The organism is Streptomyces sp. VTCC 41912 (assembly GCF_045799175.1).
Classification (GTDB): domain Bacteria; phylum Actinomycetota; class Actinomycetes; order Streptomycetales; family Streptomycetaceae; genus Streptomyces; species Streptomyces albulus_C.
Genome location: NZ_JBJMAB010000001.1, coordinates 172,499 through 187,930 on the forward strand (window position 1 = coordinate 172,499; position 15,432 = coordinate 187,930).

General features: G+C 73.5%; 15 protein-coding genes. 10 read left to right on the top strand and 5 right to left on the bottom strand.

Annotation, left to right across the window (positions count from 1 at the left end; genetic code table 11):
* The first annotated feature begins 161 nt into the window (after positions 1–161).
* The 4 genes from ACJ6WD_RS00795 (at position 162) to ACJ6WD_RS00810 (ending at position 4,652) form a co-directional block, all read left to right on the top strand.
* Positions 162–2,675 (top strand): RNA helicase, encoded by a 2,514-nt coding sequence (locus ACJ6WD_RS00795; protein ID WP_016572140.1) that lies wholly within the window; start codon positions 162–164, stop codon positions 2,673–2,675.
* 52 nt (positions 2,676–2,727) lie between these two features.
* On the top strand, positions 2,728–3,645 hold the full coding sequence (locus ACJ6WD_RS00800; RefSeq protein WP_016572141.1) for an acyl-CoA thioesterase II: 918 nt from the start codon (positions 2,728–2,730) through the stop codon (positions 3,643–3,645).
* 283 nt (positions 3,646–3,928) lie between these two features.
* The gene (locus ACJ6WD_RS00805) at positions 3,929–4,069 is read left to right on the top strand and encodes a hypothetical protein (RefSeq protein ID WP_233656620.1); all 141 of its coding nucleotides are present in this window, start codon (positions 3,929–3,931) and stop codon (positions 4,067–4,069) included.
* A gap of 343 nt (positions 4,070–4,412) precedes the next feature.
* Positions 4,413–4,652 carry a hypothetical protein gene (locus ACJ6WD_RS00810; protein WP_233656619.1) on the top strand — a complete coding sequence of 80 codons (240 nt, stop codon included), beginning with the start codon at positions 4,413–4,415 and terminating at the stop codon, positions 4,650–4,652.
* Between the two features lie 12 nt (positions 4,653–4,664).
* Here ACJ6WD_RS00810 and ACJ6WD_RS00815 read toward each other — a convergent pair whose 3' ends face one another.
* Both ACJ6WD_RS00815 and ACJ6WD_RS00820 read right to left on the bottom strand, forming a co-directional pair.
* Positions 4,665–5,555 carry a DUF6397 family protein gene (locus ACJ6WD_RS00815; RefSeq protein WP_233656618.1) on the bottom strand — a complete coding sequence of 297 codons (891 nt, stop codon included), beginning with the start codon at positions 5,553–5,555 and terminating at the stop codon, positions 4,665–4,667.
* Between the two features lie 74 nt (positions 5,556–5,629).
* Positions 5,630–6,049 (bottom strand): roadblock/LC7 domain-containing protein, encoded by a 420-nt coding sequence (locus ACJ6WD_RS00820; RefSeq protein WP_016572146.1) that lies wholly within the window; start codon positions 6,047–6,049, stop codon positions 5,630–5,632.
* Between the two features lie 165 nt (positions 6,050–6,214).
* Between ACJ6WD_RS00820 and ACJ6WD_RS00825 the strand changes: the two genes are divergently transcribed.
* Positions 6,215–6,643: a PPOX class F420-dependent oxidoreductase gene (locus tag ACJ6WD_RS00825; RefSeq protein WP_233656617.1), complete on the top strand. Its 429-nt coding sequence runs from the start codon at positions 6,215–6,217 to the stop codon at positions 6,641–6,643.
* Between the two features lie 62 nt (positions 6,644–6,705).
* Here ACJ6WD_RS00825 and ACJ6WD_RS00830 read toward each other — a convergent pair whose 3' ends face one another.
* Positions 6,706–7,320 (bottom strand): ATP/GTP-binding protein, encoded by a 615-nt coding sequence (locus ACJ6WD_RS00830; protein WP_233656616.1) that lies wholly within the window; start codon positions 7,318–7,320, stop codon positions 6,706–6,708.
* Between the two features lie 308 nt (positions 7,321–7,628).
* Here ACJ6WD_RS00830 and ACJ6WD_RS00835 point away from each other — a divergent pair, with 308 nt between their 5' ends.
* Together ACJ6WD_RS00835 and ACJ6WD_RS00840 are read left to right on the top strand one after the other, a co-directional pair.
* Positions 7,629–9,122 (top strand): purine-cytosine permease family protein, encoded by a 1,494-nt coding sequence (locus tag ACJ6WD_RS00835; protein ID WP_407614930.1) that lies wholly within the window; start codon positions 7,629–7,631, stop codon positions 9,120–9,122.
* The gene (locus ACJ6WD_RS00840; RefSeq protein WP_331249482.1) at positions 9,119–9,730 is read left to right on the top strand and encodes a methyltransferase domain-containing protein; all 612 of its coding nucleotides are present in this window, start codon (positions 9,119–9,121) and stop codon (positions 9,728–9,730) included. Before ACJ6WD_RS00835 ends, ACJ6WD_RS00840 begins: the two co-directional genes overlap by 4 nt.
* A 51-nt stretch (positions 9,731–9,781) precedes the next feature.
* Here the strand turns inward: ACJ6WD_RS00840 and ACJ6WD_RS00845 are convergent, their stop codons facing one another.
* Positions 9,782–10,699 (bottom strand): oxygenase MpaB family protein, encoded by a 918-nt coding sequence (locus tag ACJ6WD_RS00845; RefSeq protein WP_233656614.1) that lies wholly within the window; start codon positions 10,697–10,699, stop codon positions 9,782–9,784.
* A 92-nt stretch (positions 10,700–10,791) separates the two neighbouring features.
* On the opposite strand from ACJ6WD_RS00845, the gene ACJ6WD_RS00850 reads away from it, so the two are divergent.
* Together ACJ6WD_RS00850 and ACJ6WD_RS00855 are read left to right on the top strand one after the other, a co-directional pair.
* Entirely contained in the window at positions 10,792–11,130 is a 339-nt protein-coding gene (locus tag ACJ6WD_RS00850) for a hypothetical protein (protein WP_331249480.1), read from the top strand.
* 132 nt (positions 11,131–11,262) lie between these two features.
* Positions 11,263–12,060, top strand: a complete 798-nt coding sequence (locus ACJ6WD_RS00855) for a hypothetical protein (protein ID WP_016572153.1) — start codon at positions 11,263–11,265, stop codon at positions 12,058–12,060.
* Positions 12,061–12,114: 54 nt separating this feature from the next.
* Here ACJ6WD_RS00855 and ACJ6WD_RS00860 read toward each other — a convergent pair whose 3' ends face one another.
* Complete coding sequence (locus ACJ6WD_RS00860) at positions 12,115–12,297, bottom strand: hypothetical protein (RefSeq protein WP_016578086.1); 183 nt, start codon at positions 12,295–12,297, stop codon at positions 12,115–12,117.
* A gap of 147 nt (positions 12,298–12,444) precedes the next feature.
* Here ACJ6WD_RS00860 and ACJ6WD_RS00865 point away from each other — a divergent pair, with 147 nt between their 5' ends.
* The gene (locus tag ACJ6WD_RS00865) at positions 12,445–15,375 is read left to right on the top strand and encodes a DEAD/DEAH box helicase (protein WP_407614931.1); all 2,931 of its coding nucleotides are present in this window, start codon (positions 12,445–12,447) and stop codon (positions 15,373–15,375) included.
* Positions 15,376–15,432: the final 57 nt, after the last annotated feature.

Here is a 15,432-nt window from a genome sequence, read left to right on the forward strand (position 1 = left end):
GACACGCCGGGAACGCTCCGCGCACGGCCGCTCGCCCCGTGCGCCCGGGCCGGCGCGCGAGGGCGCGGGCCGGGGCCCCGCGGTCCCCGTTGGTCTCCAGTTGATCTCCATCCGGAGCACCGGTTCTCGGATCCGGGCCGAAGGCAGGCAGTATGGGGGGCGTGACCCTCATCGATCAGCTGCCGAACAACGCCGACCCCGACGCCCTCTTCGAAGCCTTTTCGAGCTGGGCCGAACAGCAGGGCATCACGCTCTACCCTGCCCAGGAGGAGGCGCTGATCGAAGTGGTCTCGGGGGCGAACGTCGTCCTGTCCACCCCCACCGGCTCCGGCAAGAGCCTGGTGGCGGCCGGCGCGCACTTCACCGCGCTCGCCAACGACCAGGTCACCTTCTACACCGCGCCCATCAAGGCACTGGTCTCGGAGAAGTTCTTCGACCTGTGCAAGCTGTTCGGCACCGAGAACGTCGGCATGCTCACCGGCGACGCGTCGGTCAACTCCGACGCCCCGGTGATCTGCTGCACCGCCGAGGTGCTCGCCTCCATCGCGCTGCGTGACGGCAGGCACGCCGACATCGGCCAGGTCGTGATGGACGAGTTCCACTTCTACGCCGAGCCGGACCGCGGCTGGGCCTGGCAGATCCCGCTGCTGGAGCTGCCGCAGGCGCAGTTCGTCCTGATGTCGGCGACGCTCGGCGACATGTCGCGCTTCGAGGAGGACCTGACCCGGCGCACCGGGCGGCCCACCTCGGTGGTGCGCTCCGCGACCCGGCCGGTGCCGCTGTCGTACGAGTACCGCACCACTGCGCTGACCGAGACGCTGACCGAACTGCTGGAGACCCGCCAGTCGCCGGTCTACATCGTGCACTTCACCCAGGCCGCCGCCGTGGAGCGGGCGCAGGCGCTGATGAGCATCAACATGTGCACCCGCGCCGAGAAGGACGAGATCGCCAAGCTGATCGGGAACTTCCGGTTCACCACGAAGTTCGGGCGCAACCTCTCCCGGTACGTCCGGCACGGCATCGGCGTCCACCACGCCGGCATGCTGCCGAAGTACCGCCGGCTGGTGGAGAAGCTGGCCCAGGCGGGCCTGCTGAAGGTGATCTGCGGCACCGACACGCTCGGCGTGGGCGTCAACGTCCCCATCCGCACCGTGCTGTTCACGGCCCTCACGAAGTACGACGGGCAGCGGGTGCGGACGCTGCGGGCGCGGGAGTTCCACCAGATCGCGGGCCGCGCCGGGCGGGCCGGTTTCGACACCGCAGGCTTCGTGGTCGCCCAGGCCCCGGAACACGTCGTGGAGAACGAGAAGGCGCTGGCGAAGGCCGGCGACGATCCGAAGAAGCGCCGCAAGGTGGTCCGCAAGAAGGCGCCGGAGGGCTTCGTCAACTGGGGCGAGAACACCTTCGAGAAGCTGATCGCCTCCGACCCCGAGCCGCTGACCTCCCGTTTCCGGGTGACGCACACCATGCTGCTGTCGGTGATCGCCCGGCCGGGCAACGCCTTCGAGGCGATGCGCCGGCTGCTGGAGGACAACCACGAGCCGCGCCGGAACCAGCTGCGGCACATCCGACGGGCCATCGCGATCTACCGCTCCCTCGTGGACGGCGGCATCGTCGAGCGGCTCCCGGAGCCGGACGCGGAGGGCCGGATCGTCCGGCTCACCGTCGACCTCCAACAGGACTTCGCGCTCAACCAGCCGCTGTCGACGTTCGCCCTGGCCGCGTTCGACCTGCTCGACCCCGAGTCGCCGTCGTACGCGCTGGACATGGTCTCGGTGGTGGAGTCGACGCTGGACGACCCCCGGCAGATCCTGGCCGCCCAGCAGAACAAGGCGCGCGGCGAGGCGGTCGCCCAGATGAAGGCCGACGGCGTCGAGTACGAAGACCGCATGGAACGGCTCATGGACGTCGAGTACCCCAAGCCGCTCGACGAGCTCCTGTCGCACGCCTACAACCTCTACCGCAAGAGCCACCCGTGGGTCGGCGACCACCCGCTGTCGCCGAAGTCGGTCATCCGCGACATGTACGAACGGGCCATGACCTTCACGGAGTTCACCTCCTTCTACGAGCTGGCGCGCACCGAGGGCATCGTGCTGCGCTACCTGGCCAGCGCGTACAAGGCACTGGACCACACCGTGCCGGACGACCTGAAGTCGGAGGACTTCCAGGACATCGTCGCCTGGCTCGGCGAGATGGTCCGCCAGGTCGACTCCAGTCTGCTGGACGAGTGGGAGCAGTTGGCCAACCCCGCGGAGGAGACCGCGGAGGAGGCGGCCGAACGCGCCGACCAGGTGCGGCCGGTCACCGCCAACGCACGGGCCTTCCGGGTGCTGGTCCGCAACGCGATGTTCCGTCGGGTGGAGCTGGCGGCCCTGGACAACGTCGAGGAACTCGGCGAACTGGACGCCGACTCCGGCTGGGACGCCGACGCCTGGGGCGACGCGATGGACGCGTACTGGGACGAGTACGACGAGTTGGGCACCGGCCCGGACGCGCGCGGTCCGAAGCTCCTCCAGATCGAGGAGGACACCGCGCACGGGCTGTGGAAGGTGCGGCAGACTTTCGCCGACCCGAACGGCGACCACGACTGGGGCATCTCGGCCGAGGTGGACCTGGCCGCCTCCGACGAGGAGGGGCGCGCGGTGGTCCGGGTCACCGATGTGGGACAGCTGTGAGGCGGCGGCGTCGACCGAGGCCGCCGAAGGAGACGACGGAGGGCCACCGGTCATGACGAATCCGGCCGAGAAGCTGGTCGATCTGCTGGACCTGGAACAGATCGAGGTGAACATCTTCCGCGGCCGGAGCCCGCAGGAGAGCCTGCAGCGGGTCTTCGGCGGGCAGGTCGCCGGCCAGGCGCTGGTGGCCGCCGGCCGGACCACGGAAGGGGACCGGCCGGTCCACTCGCTGCACGCGTACTTCCTCCGGCCGGGCCGGCCGGGGGTGCCGATCGTGTACCAGGTCGAGCGGGTCCGCGACGGGCGGTCCTTCACCACCCGTCGCGTCGTCGCCGTCCAACAGGGCCGCACGATCTTCAATCTGACCGCCTCCTTCCACAAGCCGGAACCCGGCTTCGACCACCAACTGCCGATGCGCCGGGCCGTGCCCGACCCGGAAGAACTGCCGAACGTCGCGGAAGAGGTCCGCACGCACCTGGGCGGTCTGCCCGAGGCGCTGGAGCGGATGGCCCGCCGGCAGCCGTTCGACATCCGCTACGTCGACCGGCTGCGCTGGACGCCGGAGGAGATCGAGGGCGCGGATGCCCGCAGCGCCGTCTGGATGCGCGCCGTCGGACCGCTCGGCGACGATCCGCTGGTGCACACCTGCGCGTTGACCTACGCCAGCGACATGACGTTGCTGGACGCCGTCCGCATCCCGATCGAACCCCTGTGGGGCCCGCGTGGCTTCGACATGGCCTCCCTCGATCACGCGATGTGGTTCCACCGCCCCTTCCGGGCGGACGAGTGGTTCCTCTACGACCAGGAGTCCCCCGTCGCCACCGGCGGCCGGGGCCTGGCCCGCGGCCGCATCTACGACCGCGCCGGGCGCCTGTTGGTCTCGGTCGTACAGGAGGGCCTGCTGCGCCCCTACGGCCCGCGCCACATGGACGGTTCCGGAGAGGCGACCGCTCCGGAGACGACCTCGTAGCAGGCCGACCCGGCTCGGCCGCCGGCCGCGGGCGCCCACCCGGTCGTCCCGGCCGCCCCGGAACCGGCTCCGCCGGCCACGCTGACCGGCGGGCCGTGAGGCGCTCCCCGGCAAGCACCGGGACGAGCCGACGACGAGGCCCGGCACGCACACCGTGCCTGGCACTCCGTATCTGCCCTGAGGACCGCCGCGGGCACCAATGGACCAACACATCGAGTGCGCCCTCGCCGCCGCTGCAATCGTGAAGGTGCAAGGTCTCTCCCAAGAGCAAGAGGAGCACATCATGCGGATACGCATCGTCATCGCTGCCGTCGCCCTGGCTGCCGCCGCGGTACTGGCCGGCGCCGCCACGGCCAGCGCGGACGACACCGACTCGCCCTTCAGCAACGCCGACTTCAGCGTCGGAAACGTCTACAGCAACTGACCGTCAGCAGACGACGTCGCCTGACGGCGCGCGACGTGGGCGCCGGTCCTACGCCGCGCGCCGCTGGGTGTCCGCCTCCGCTTCCCCGCCGGAGGCCACCGGCCGGCCGATCACCGCGCACATGCCCGCCGGCTCCCGGCCGAACACCGCCGGCAGCCGGACGAGGCTCCGGCACACCTCCGACCCGTGCCACCCGTGGACCGGCTTCCCTTCTCCGGACGGACGCGGAGAACGACCGCCGCACCGCTCTCCGGAACCGACCGCTCCCAGAAGCCCCCTTCCGCGCGCTCGGCGACGGACAGGGGCGTGCCCGGCGGCCGCGTCACCCCCGTACGCTCGCCTCATGGACTTCACCCTCACCCCGGCGGAGGAGACCGTCGTCCGCCACGTCGCCCGCCGCGTCGGAGCCGGTATGCCGGCCACGGATGACGAGGTGGCGGATGCGTTGGGCGACGAGGCCCGACCGTTGCTGCAATCCCTGCTGGACAAGGGCTGGCTCGTCGTCGGCGAGGACCGGGCCCTGGTCCTGTCGACGATCGCGCGCGCCGTGCTGTCGGACCCCGGGAGCACCGGAGAAGCCTGAGGGTGAGGGCGGCTAAACCTGCCGGGCGAGGCTGCGCGGCCGTGGCGGCCAGGAGGGGCTGTTCCGCAGTTCGGAAGGGCGGTCGGCCCGCCCGGCGGGCGCCGGGCGGACCCGCCCTGGATCCTCGCGGCGGGCGGTTTCCAGAGCGCGGGAGAGATTGACGCGGTACCACAGGACCTCGTCGAACTCCTCTGCCGCCAGGACCCGTTCGTAGGACTCGTGGGCCGCGGGCGTCGCCGTGGTCACGGAGGCGAGCGTCGGCCGGAGGCGGCGCAGCAGGGCACGCTCCAGCGGGTCCTCGGCGACCGAGGCCCGTTCCTCCGGCGGGAGGACGGCGGCGATCACCGCGGCCGCTTCCCAGGGATCGTCGGTCCGCCCCAGCAGCTGGGCGACCCGGCGGCTGCGCCACTGGCGGCCCCGCCAGTCCTGCCCGTTGGTGAGCATCACCCGCATCGCGGCGGGGGTGTTTCCCTGCAACAGCTCCGGCTCGCGGTCGGCGAAGTCGGAGATCTCCGAGGCGAGGTAGAGCCAGACCACCGCGCCGAAGCGGTTCACATAGAAGCGGACGGGGCTCACGCAGCCGGCGCGGGTGAGCCGCAGGGCCCGGCCGGGGCCGATGCCCAGCAGGGCGGCCGCCTCATTGGTGGTGACGGTGCGGAGTCGGGCGCGGAGCGCCTCGGGGAAGTCCGGTTCGGCCCGGAGCCGGACGATCTCCTCCGCCGGCACCCGGAGCCGGCCGGGCGGTCCGCCGCTTCCCGGCCGACCCGCGGTCCCGGCCGGGACCGTCCGGACCTCCCCGAGTTGGGTGGCGAGTTCGCACTCGCCGGTCCGCAGCTCCAGCTCCTGCGCGGCGCGCGCCGTCGAGAGCGTCTGCCGTCCGTCGCGCATCACTGTCATCGTCATGGTGCTTCCCCCTGCGACTCGATCGTCGTCGATCACTGACGGTTACGACGATAGCCGCGGGGGGTGACCGCGCGTCAAAGCTGCTGTCGAGCCTGTGGATAACTCTCCGGCCGGCGGGCCGCGACGCCCAGGTGCTCGCCGACGCGGTTGACCAACAGCGTCATCTCGTACGCGATCTGGCCCATGTCGGAGTCGGCGCCGGCGAGCACGCACAGGCAGCTGCCGTCCCCCGCCGCCGTCACGAACAGCATCCCGTCGTCGAACTCCACCATGGTCTGGCGCACCCGCCCGACGCCGAAGTGGAGGCCCGACCCCTTCGCGAGGCTGTGCAGCCCGGAGGCGACCGCCGCGAGGTGTTCGGCGTCCTCCCGCTCCAGCGCCTGGCTCGCGCCGGTCACCAGCCCGTCGTTGGACAGCACCAAGGCGTGCCGCACCTGCTCCACCCGCTTGGTCAGGTCGTCCAGCAGCCAGTCGAGTCCGCTGCTCAGTGCCATGCCCGTTCCTCCCCGTATCCCCGTCCGCAGTGTGGCCGGACGGTAGTTCGCAGCCTGTTGGCGAGCCGCCGTGCCAGCCTGTCCCACCTCCGCCGTCTCGGCAAGCGGCTCCGCACCCCGGCGTGCCACCCGCCTCCGGTTCGTGCCGGCGGCGAGGATGGCGGCATGGCACACACAATGACGAAGGACGAGCGGCTCGCGTTCCTCTCCGCGGGTACGCGAACCGGAAAATTGTCGACCGTGCGGGCCGACGGCAGTCCGCACGTCGCCCCGGTGTGGTTCCTCATGGACGGCGACGACCTGGTGTTCAACACCGGCAGGGACACCGTCAAGGGCCGCAATCTCGCCCGTGACGGCAGGGTGGCGCTGTGCGTGGACGACGAACGGCCGCCGTTCTCGTTCGTCGTCGTGCAGGGCACGGCGGCGCTGAGCGAGGAGTTGTCCGACGTCCGGCACTGGGCGGCCCGGATCGCGGCCCGCTACATGGGCGAGGACCGTGCCGAGGAGTACGGCGCCCGCAACGGCGTGCCCGGGGAGCTTCTGGTGCGGGTCCGGATCGACCGGGCCGTCGCGGTCGCCGCGCTCGCGGACTGAGCGGCGGGCACCGCCGGTGCGCCGGTCGCGTGCCGCGCCGTCCGCTCCCCCGCCCCGGCTCGTCAGCCCACCGGCCCCAGTTGCCGGGTGGTGTGCCTCCGCCCGGCGTGCTCGACCAGCCGGACCAGCACCTCCTTGCCCGAGTCGCGGTCCCGGGCGTCACAGAGCACGACGGGCGTGCCGCGGTCCAGGTCCAGGGCGCGGGAGACCTCGTCGGCCCCGTAGGACCCGGCCCCCGGGAAGCAGTTGACCGCCACCACGAACGGCAGGGCGCGGCGCTCGAAGTAGTCGATGGCCGGAAAGCAGTCCGGCAGCCGTCGGGTATCGGCCAGCACCACGGCCCCCAGGGCGCCGTCCGAGAGGTCGTCCCACAGGAACCAGAAGCGGTCCTGTCCCGGGGTGCCGAAGAGGTAGAGGGAGAGGCCCTCCCTGATGGTGATGCGACCGAAGTCCATCGCCACCGTGGTGGTGGTCTTGTCCGCCACCGCCCCGGTGTCGTCGACCGCATGGCCCACCTCGCTGAGGCGCTCCTCGGTGCGCAGCGGACGGATCTCGCTGACGGCGCCCACCAGGGTCGTCTTGCCGACCCCGAAACCGCCCGCGACTAAGATCTTCAGGGCCACATCGGGGGCGGGGCGGGGAACTATGTCCTCCGGGGTCCCTTGTACGGCGGTCATCGGCCGTCTCCTCCAGGGTGCGAGGTCCCGCGCGGCGCGGGTGTGTGGATCCAGGGCACAACGATGGGGCCGGCGGCGGCACCGGGTGCCGTCCGGAAATCCATGGCGAGGACCGTACCCTCCGCTGATCGGGATTTCCTCGAATTCGACAAAGCCGCCACGGGATCGCCGATCGGGGTGCTTTCCGGCTGGTGGCGCGCCCGTGCCCTGCTGCCGCATCCGGTGCCGTCCGGCCGTACGGTGCGCCGGCTCCCGCTTCCCCTTACGGGCCTGCCCCGCGCCCGCCGGCCATGGGGGATCATGTGCCCATGACGCAGCAGCAGGCACCGCGGTCGCCGGAGCGGCCCGCCGCGTCCGTGGCGGCGCGGCCGTCGGCCGCCACCGTCGAACGCAACGGCCTCGATCCGGTGCCGGAGGCCGAACGGCACGGCACGCCCCGCTCCCTGTTCTGGCCGTGGGCCGCCTCCGGGCTGTCGCTGCTGTCCGTCGCCTACGGGATCTACGTCATGGGGATCGGCCTCAATGCCTGGCAGGCGGTGGTCACCGGGACCGTCGGCTACGTGCTGTCGTTCGTCCTGGTCGGCCTGGTCTCGGTGGCCGGGACACGGACCGGGGCGCCCACGATGGCCATCGGGCGGACCGTGTTCGGGCGGCAGGGCAACACGCTTCCCACGCTGTTCAGTTACGTCTCCAACGTCGGTTGGGAGACCGTGCTGGTGGCGCTCTCCTCCCTGGGCGGTGCGGTGATCCTGGCGCGCGTCTCGCCGGCGGCCTTCGCCCGGGCCGACGGGCGGACGCCGACCACCGGGGCGCAGGCGCTGTGCTTCGCGGTGACCGCCGTCGCGGTGGTGGTCGTGGGCGTCTACGGCCACGCGTTGATCATGAGGGTGCAGAAGTACCTGACCGCCGCCATCACCGTGATGACCGCGGCCTACCTGGTGTTGATGGCCGGCCGGATCCACCCGTCCGCCCTGTTGGCGGGCCGGCCGGGCGGGCTCGGCACGGCCGTCGGGGGCGTGGTCTTCGCGATGACCCTCCTGGGGCTCGGGTGGGTCAACTGTGGTGCGGACTACAGTCGTTACCTGCCCCGCGGCAGCAGTGGTCGGGCGATCACCGGCTGGACGACGCTGGGCGGGGTGCTGGCCCCGGTGGTGTTGCTGGTCTTCGGGGTCATGCTGAACGCCGGCGACCCGGAGCTGGCCGCGGCGGCCGCCGCCGACCCCGTGGGCGCGCTCGCGGCGGCGCTGCCGACCTGGTTCCTGGTGCCGTACCTGCTCACCGCCATCGGGGGGTTCGCCTCCGGGGCGATCATGGACATCTACAGCTCGGGGATGTCGCTGCTGGCCCTGGGCGTGCCGGTCCGCCGGCACCTCGCGGTGCTGGTGGACGGGGTGTTGATGGCCGTCGGCGGTTGGTACGTGCTGTTCGTCTCGCCGAGTTTCCTCGCCACGTTCCAGGCGTTCCTGTCCGTCGTCGGGGTGGCGATGGCCGCCTGGACGGCGGTGTTCCTGGTGGAGCGGTGGCGGACGGGCCGCCCTGGGGCCGGGCCGGCCGCCGCGCCCGGCGTCAGGTGGCCCGCGGTGCTCGCGCTCGCCGTCGCCACCGTCGTCGGACTCGGCCTGGTGACCTCCGCCGATCCGCACCTCGCCCGGGCCGTGGGCTTCCTGCTCACCGATGCCGCCGCCCATGGCACGCTCGGCGCCATGAACCTCGGGGTGGTGGCCGCCCTGCTCGTCGCGGGCGCCCTGTACGCCGTCACCGCCCCGCTGGCCCGTCCCACCGCATCCGAAGGAGACCGATGACCGGCCCCCAGACCAGCCGTCCGCACGACGTCCGCGCGTTCTTCGGCGCCCGTGCCGCCGGCTGGGACGCCAAGTTCCCCGACGACGGGCCCGCTTACGCCGGCGGCGTGGCCGCCCTGGGGCTGCAGGAGGGCCAGCGGGTGCTGGACGCCGGCTGCGGCACCGGACGCGCCCTGACGGCGCTCAGAACGGCCGTGGGGCCCGGCGGGACGGTGCTGGGCGCCGACCTCACCCCGGAGATGCTGGCGGCCGCCGTGCGGGCCGGGCGCGACGCCTGCGCTGGCCTGTTGCTCGCCGACGTGACCCGGCTACCGCTCCCGTCCGCCGCGCTGGACGCCGTGTTCGCCGCCGGGTTGGTCTCCCATCTCGCCGACTCCGCGGCCGGACTGGCCGAACTGGCCAGGGTGGTCCGCCCCGGTGGCCGGCTCGCGCTCTTCCACCCCGTAGGGCGGGCGGCCCTCGCGGCGCGCAAGGGGCATCCGCTCACCCCCGACGACCTGCGGGCCGAGCCCAACCTGCGTCCCCTCCTGGCCGGCAGCGGCTGGGACCTCGTGCAGTACGTCGACGAGGACGACCGCTATCTGGCGTTGGCGGTCCGCCAGGGGTGAGGGGCCGGCGCACCCGGTGCCCCGGTGGCATCGTCGGCGGGCCGCCCCGCCTCAGGACGCCGCCGGGTCCCCCTGGGCGGGCGCGTCGCCGTCCGACGGGTGGACGGGGCAGCCGCCCGCCCGCCGGGACGCGGGGAAGGTCCCGAGCTCGGCGACCCGGTAGCCGTTCGGGTAGCACTTGATCTCCGGGTTCTGCCGGGCGAAGTGGGGGGCGCGGCGCGGCGGGAGCAGCCGCACGGCCTTGGCGCGCAGTTTCAGGGCCGTGTGCACCGCCGTCCGCACGGCGGGCCGGGGCCGGTCGTAGCGGAAGGCGGCCAGCAGCGCGTCGTCCAGGAGGGCCAGGCTCGCGCCGCGCACCACCGGGGCGAGCGGGCCGTACCAACCGGCCATCAGGTCCAGGGAGGCGTCGGCCACCCGGCGGGCACCGGGGTCCCAGGCGAAGTGCTCCGCCTCGTAGGCGTCGAGGCAGTCGGTGAACTCCTGGTGGGTCTGCGGGATGTCGCCGATGCCGAGGTGGCGGCCGAGGGTGCGGTAGTACGCGGCGATGGCGCGCTTCTCGTGCTCGCTCAGCCGCCGCCAGCCGTACCGTTCGATCCAGCGGATCGGCACCACCACGAAGGTGCACAGGACGTAGCGCATGTCGTCGTTGCTGATGTCGTAGCTGCGGTGCATCTGGTTGATGCGGCGGATCGCGGTCCGCCCGTCGGTGGCGTCGAAGCCGTGTTCCACCACGGTGTCCAGGAGCAGGGCGGTGTCGTCGTAGCGCTTCTGCGCGCGATCCGTCAGCTCGGCCGTCTCGGCGAGCAGCCGCCCGATGCTCGGCACCGCGTAGGTGCGGTAGAGCGCGAGTTCCAGCGCGCGGGTGACGTCCCAGGGGAATTCGTGCGCGGCGGTGATCTGGTAGATCCGCGCGAAGTCGCGCTCCGGATCGAGCCGTCGGATCTCCGTCAACCAGTCGTAGCGCCGCACCTGTTGTCCGTCCCTTCGCTCCGCCGAAGTTCCCACACTACGGGCTGCGGGCACACTCCTACGACGGTGAAGGACGAGGGCCGGGGGGCCAGATGACCGGATTCATGCGCGACTTGGCCGGGGTGCTGCACCCCGGCAGACGCACCGACGACAGACCTGCCGGCGGCCGGCGTCGGACGGTGTTCCACCGCGGCGCGCGGCCGGCGCCGCCGCGTCCGCACAACCTCTTCGAGGCCGCGGCGTGCTACGTGGCGGCGGACGTCGAGGACGACGAGGAGCGCGGCGCGCAGGCGGCGGAGTGGGTGTCGCCGGAGGCGCTGGCCTTCGGCGTCCACGAGCTCGCCTGCCGGGCGGTGCTCGCCCTGGCGCGGGAGCGGGCGCAGTCACCGCGGGAGGTCGCCCATGACCTCCTGGGGTTGCCGTTGCCCTGACGGGTCGTGGTCCGGCGGCCCGGCGACGCCCCGTGGCGGCGCATCGTCGCAGCGTACGGCTGGTGACAAGGCCGTACTCGGCCAATTAAGGTGCGCGGCGAAAGTGCGGACCGCAATGCGAGGAGGCCGGGCGTGCCGACGACCGAGAACACCGACGGGGAGCAGTTGAGCGACCAGCTGTTCATCTTGACGGCGGTGCTGCTGACGCCCGCGCAGTTCCCGAGCGTGCTCGGCGACGACTATCCCGAGGTGTGTGCGGGGCTCGGTCTCGAACCCTACGCCGAGGGCTACGGGCTGGTCCTCGGCCAGGACGGCACCGGGGCGCGCTGGACCGTGGTCACCGAGGACGTGTCCCTGGTGGCCTGTGCGATCGCGGCCTGGGACTGCGGCATGGAGTACGACCTGTCGCCCGGTGAGGACGGCATCGTCGTGGCGCTGCCCGGGTGGCCGCTGGCCCTGGCGGTGTCGACACCCGGGGTGCCGCAACCGCACGACCCCGGGCCGCAGGAGAGCGACCGGACACCGCTGGCGCCGCCGGACGCGACGGACTGGGGCCCCGCCCAGCGCCGGCTGGGCGCGGACGAGATAGCGCTCCAGTGGGCGGCGTGGCGGAGCCAGGTCGAGGACGAGGAGATCACCTTCGCGGAGCCCGGCGAGGAGCGGCACCAGGGCGTGCGACGGGTGTTGGCGCAGGCCCGCGGCTATCTCGCCGACCCGCCGCCGCCCGGCCGGGTCCGGTCGTCGTTCGCCGCCGGCGAGGCCCGCACGCTGCGGGTCGACGGGCCGGGGTGGAGCATGGTGGCGCGCACCGACGACATCGCGTTCGTCCTGCTGGACGACGAGCCCGGGCAGGTGCATCCGGTGGGGCGGGGGCCGGAACTTCCGGCGCTGCTGGCGTCGTTGGACGGCCTGGCGCCCCGCCCCGCCTGACGGCCGGACCGGCCGGGCCGCTCCAGGGGGCGGGCGCCGGCCGGGGCCGCCGACTCAGCGGCCGAGCTGCTTGCGGCTGGCCCGGCGCAGCCGGCGCCGCTGGGAGGGGTCGAGCGTCAGGTACGCGACGGCCGGGATTCCGACCATCACCAAGACGGCCGCCCAGAAGGGCAGCAGCCACAGCAGGAGCACTCCCACCGCGACGCCGCCGATCGCGACCTTCGCCTGTGTGGACATCCTTCACGCCCTTTCCGCGGCGCGCGCCGCTCTGTCGTATCCCATTGAACGCCGGTTCGGCGTCGGAGGTTCCCTGACGGGCCGGAGCGTGCTGTACCCTCGGGCGCTCCACGCTCCAGTAGTCAAATTTGAGGAGTATGCGCCCCAGTGGCTTCCCACCCCGCGGTCACGCCTGTTCCGCTCACCGAGCTGTCCCGTTGCGCGGTGCTCTTCCTGCCGTCGGATCCGCCGCGGCTCGGGCGGATCGCCTTCTGGCGCCCGGACGGCGGCCCCGTCCCGGAGGCCGCCGTCCACGGCCCGGTGGTACGGGAGCAGCTGCCCGTCGCCCTCCCCACCGGGCCGGCGGACGACGGCGACATCGCCGTGCGCACGGTGCCGGCCCTGGTCCTGCCGGTCGCCGCCGCGCTCCCCCTGCTCACCCGGATACGCGACGGCCGGCAGGCCCATCCGGCCGCGGCCTTCTGGGGCGCCGCCGCCCTGCTCGCACTCCACGTCGCCGCCCGCGGACGCCTGCTGCCGGGCCTCAGCCCCACCGACCACGACGCCTGGCGGGCCGGCCCCCTCGACCCGGACGACGTGGCGCGGCTGCGCGAACTGGCCGCCGCGATGCCGCCGCACGCCCACGCCGCCCCGGTCCCCGGCACCGATCCGGTGCGACTGCCGTCCCCCGAGCACCTGGTGCGGGCCTTCCTCGACGCGGTCGCCGACGGACTGCCCCGCACCCCCGCGGCGGAACTGGCCGCCGGCGGGCCCGCCTTCGCCGCGTCCGCCCCGCAGCACGTCCCGGAACGACGCGCCTGGGCCGCGGAGATCGCCGCCGGACACGACGCCGGGGTGCGGATCTCGCTGCGGGTGGAGGCGCACGGGTTGGAGGCCGGCGGGACCGCAGCGCCCGCCGCCACGTTCACCGCCGTCGTCCAGGTGCACGACGCGGCCGATCCGACGGTCGTCGCGGACGCCGCCGAGGTGTGGGCGGGCACGGCCCCGGCGGGGCAGGCGTTCGGGCCGCGGGCCCGGACCGAGGCCCTGCTGACGCTGCGCCGGGCGGCCGCCGCCTGGGCGCCGTTGACGCCGCTGCTGTCGGCGGCGGTGCCCGACGCCCTGGAGTTGGCGGACGAGGAGGTCGCCGAGCTGCTGGGTCCGGCGGCCGCCGCACTGGCCGCCGCCGGGGTGCGGGTCCACTGGCCGCGGGAGTTGACGCGGACGCTCACCACGCGCGCCGTGGTGGGGCCGCCGGACGGGCCGGAAGCGGCCGGGCGCCCGTCCGGCGGGGTGCCGTCGCTGGTCTCGGCCGATGCGCTGCTCGCCTTCAGCTGGCGGTTCGCCATCGGCGACCAGGAGATCGACCGGGCGGAGCTGGACCGGCTCGCCGAGGACCGACGCCCCCTGGTGCGGCTGCGCGATCGGTGGGTCCTGGTGGACCCGGAGGCGGTACGCGCCGCCCGGGACCGCAAGGACCGCGCGGTCACCCCGCTCGATGCGCTGGGTGCCGCACTCACCGGCAGCACCCAGGACGAGGACGGCAGCCAGGTGGTGGTCCAGGCGTCCGGCTGGCTCGCCCGGCTTCGCGACCGGCTGGCCGACCCGGAGGGCGCGCAGGAACCGGCCGTCGGGCCGCCACCCGGGCTCACCGCCACCCTGCGCGACTACCAGGTGCGCGGTCTGGGATGGCTGCACCGGATGACGTCGCTCGGCCTCGGCTGCTGCCTGGCCGACGACATGGGCCTGGGCAAGACCCTCACCCTGATCGCCCTGCACCTGCACCGGCAGGGCGCTGCGGAGTCGGCCGGGCCCACGCTCGTGGTCTGCCCGACCTCCCTGATGGGCAACTGGCAGCGGGAGATCGAGAAGTTCGCGCCGGGGACGCCGGTGCGCCGCTTCCACGGCGGGCGGCGCAGCCTGGCGGACCTCACCGACGGGGAGTTCGTCCTCACCACCTACGGGACGATGCGGCTGGACGCCGCCACCTTGGCGGGTGCCGGCTGGGGGCTGGTCGTCGCCGACGAGGCGCAGCACGTCAAGAACCCCTTCTCGGCGACCGCCCGGGCGCTGCGCACGCTGCCCGCCAAGGCCCGGGTGGCGCTGACCGGGACGCCGGTGGAGAACAACCTGTCGGAGCTGTGGGCCATCCTGGACTGGACGACGCCGGGACTGTTGGGGTCGTTGGGCCGGTTCCGGCAGCGGCACGCGCAGTGGATCGAGGGCGACGCGGCGGGCACCCCGGAGGCGGCCGCGGCGGCGGACCGACTGGCCCGGCTGGTGCGGCCGTTCCTGTTGCGCCGGCGCAAGTCCGATCCGGGGATCGCCCCGGAGCTGCCGCCCAAGACGGAGACCGACCGGGCGGTGGCGCTCACCGCCGAACAGGCCGCACTGTACGAAGCGGTGGTGCGCGAGGGGCTCGGCGAGATCGCCGGGACGGACGGGCTCGCCCGACGCGGCCTGGTGGTGAAGCTGCTCACCGCGCTCAAACAGGTCTGCAACCACCCCGCGCACTACCTCAAGGAACCGCCCGGCGCGCCGGACGCCGGGGCCGCGCGGTTCGCCGGCCGGTCGGGGAAGACGGAACTGCTCGACGAGCTGCTGGACACGATCCTCGCCGAGGGCGCCGGCGTGTTGGTGTTCACCCAGTACGTGGGGATGGCACGGCTGTTGGCGGCGCACCTGGCGGCGCGCGGGGTGTCGGCCCAGCTGCTGCACGGCGGGACGCCCGTCGCCCAACGGGAGGAGATGGTGCGGCGGTTCCAGGACGGTGCGGTGCCGGTGTTCCTGCTGTCCTTGAAGGCGGCGGGCACCGGCCTGAACCTGACCCGGGCGGCGCACGTCGTGCACTTCGACCGCTGGTGGAACCCGGCGGTCGAGGCGCAGGCCACCGACCGGGCCTACCGCATCGGCCAGACCCAGCCGGTGCAGGTCCACCGGATGGTCACCGAGGGCACGGTCGAGGACCGGATCGCCGCGCTGCTGGCCCGCAAACAGCGGTTGGCGGACGCGGTGCTCGGCTCCGGGGAGGCGGAGCTGACCGAACTCACCGACGCCGAGCTGGCGGACCTGGTGGCGTTGCGCGGGAACCAGCGGTGAACGGGGCGAACGAGTGGCCGCAGGCTCCGGTGCACAGGCGCGAGCCGGCCGGCGACA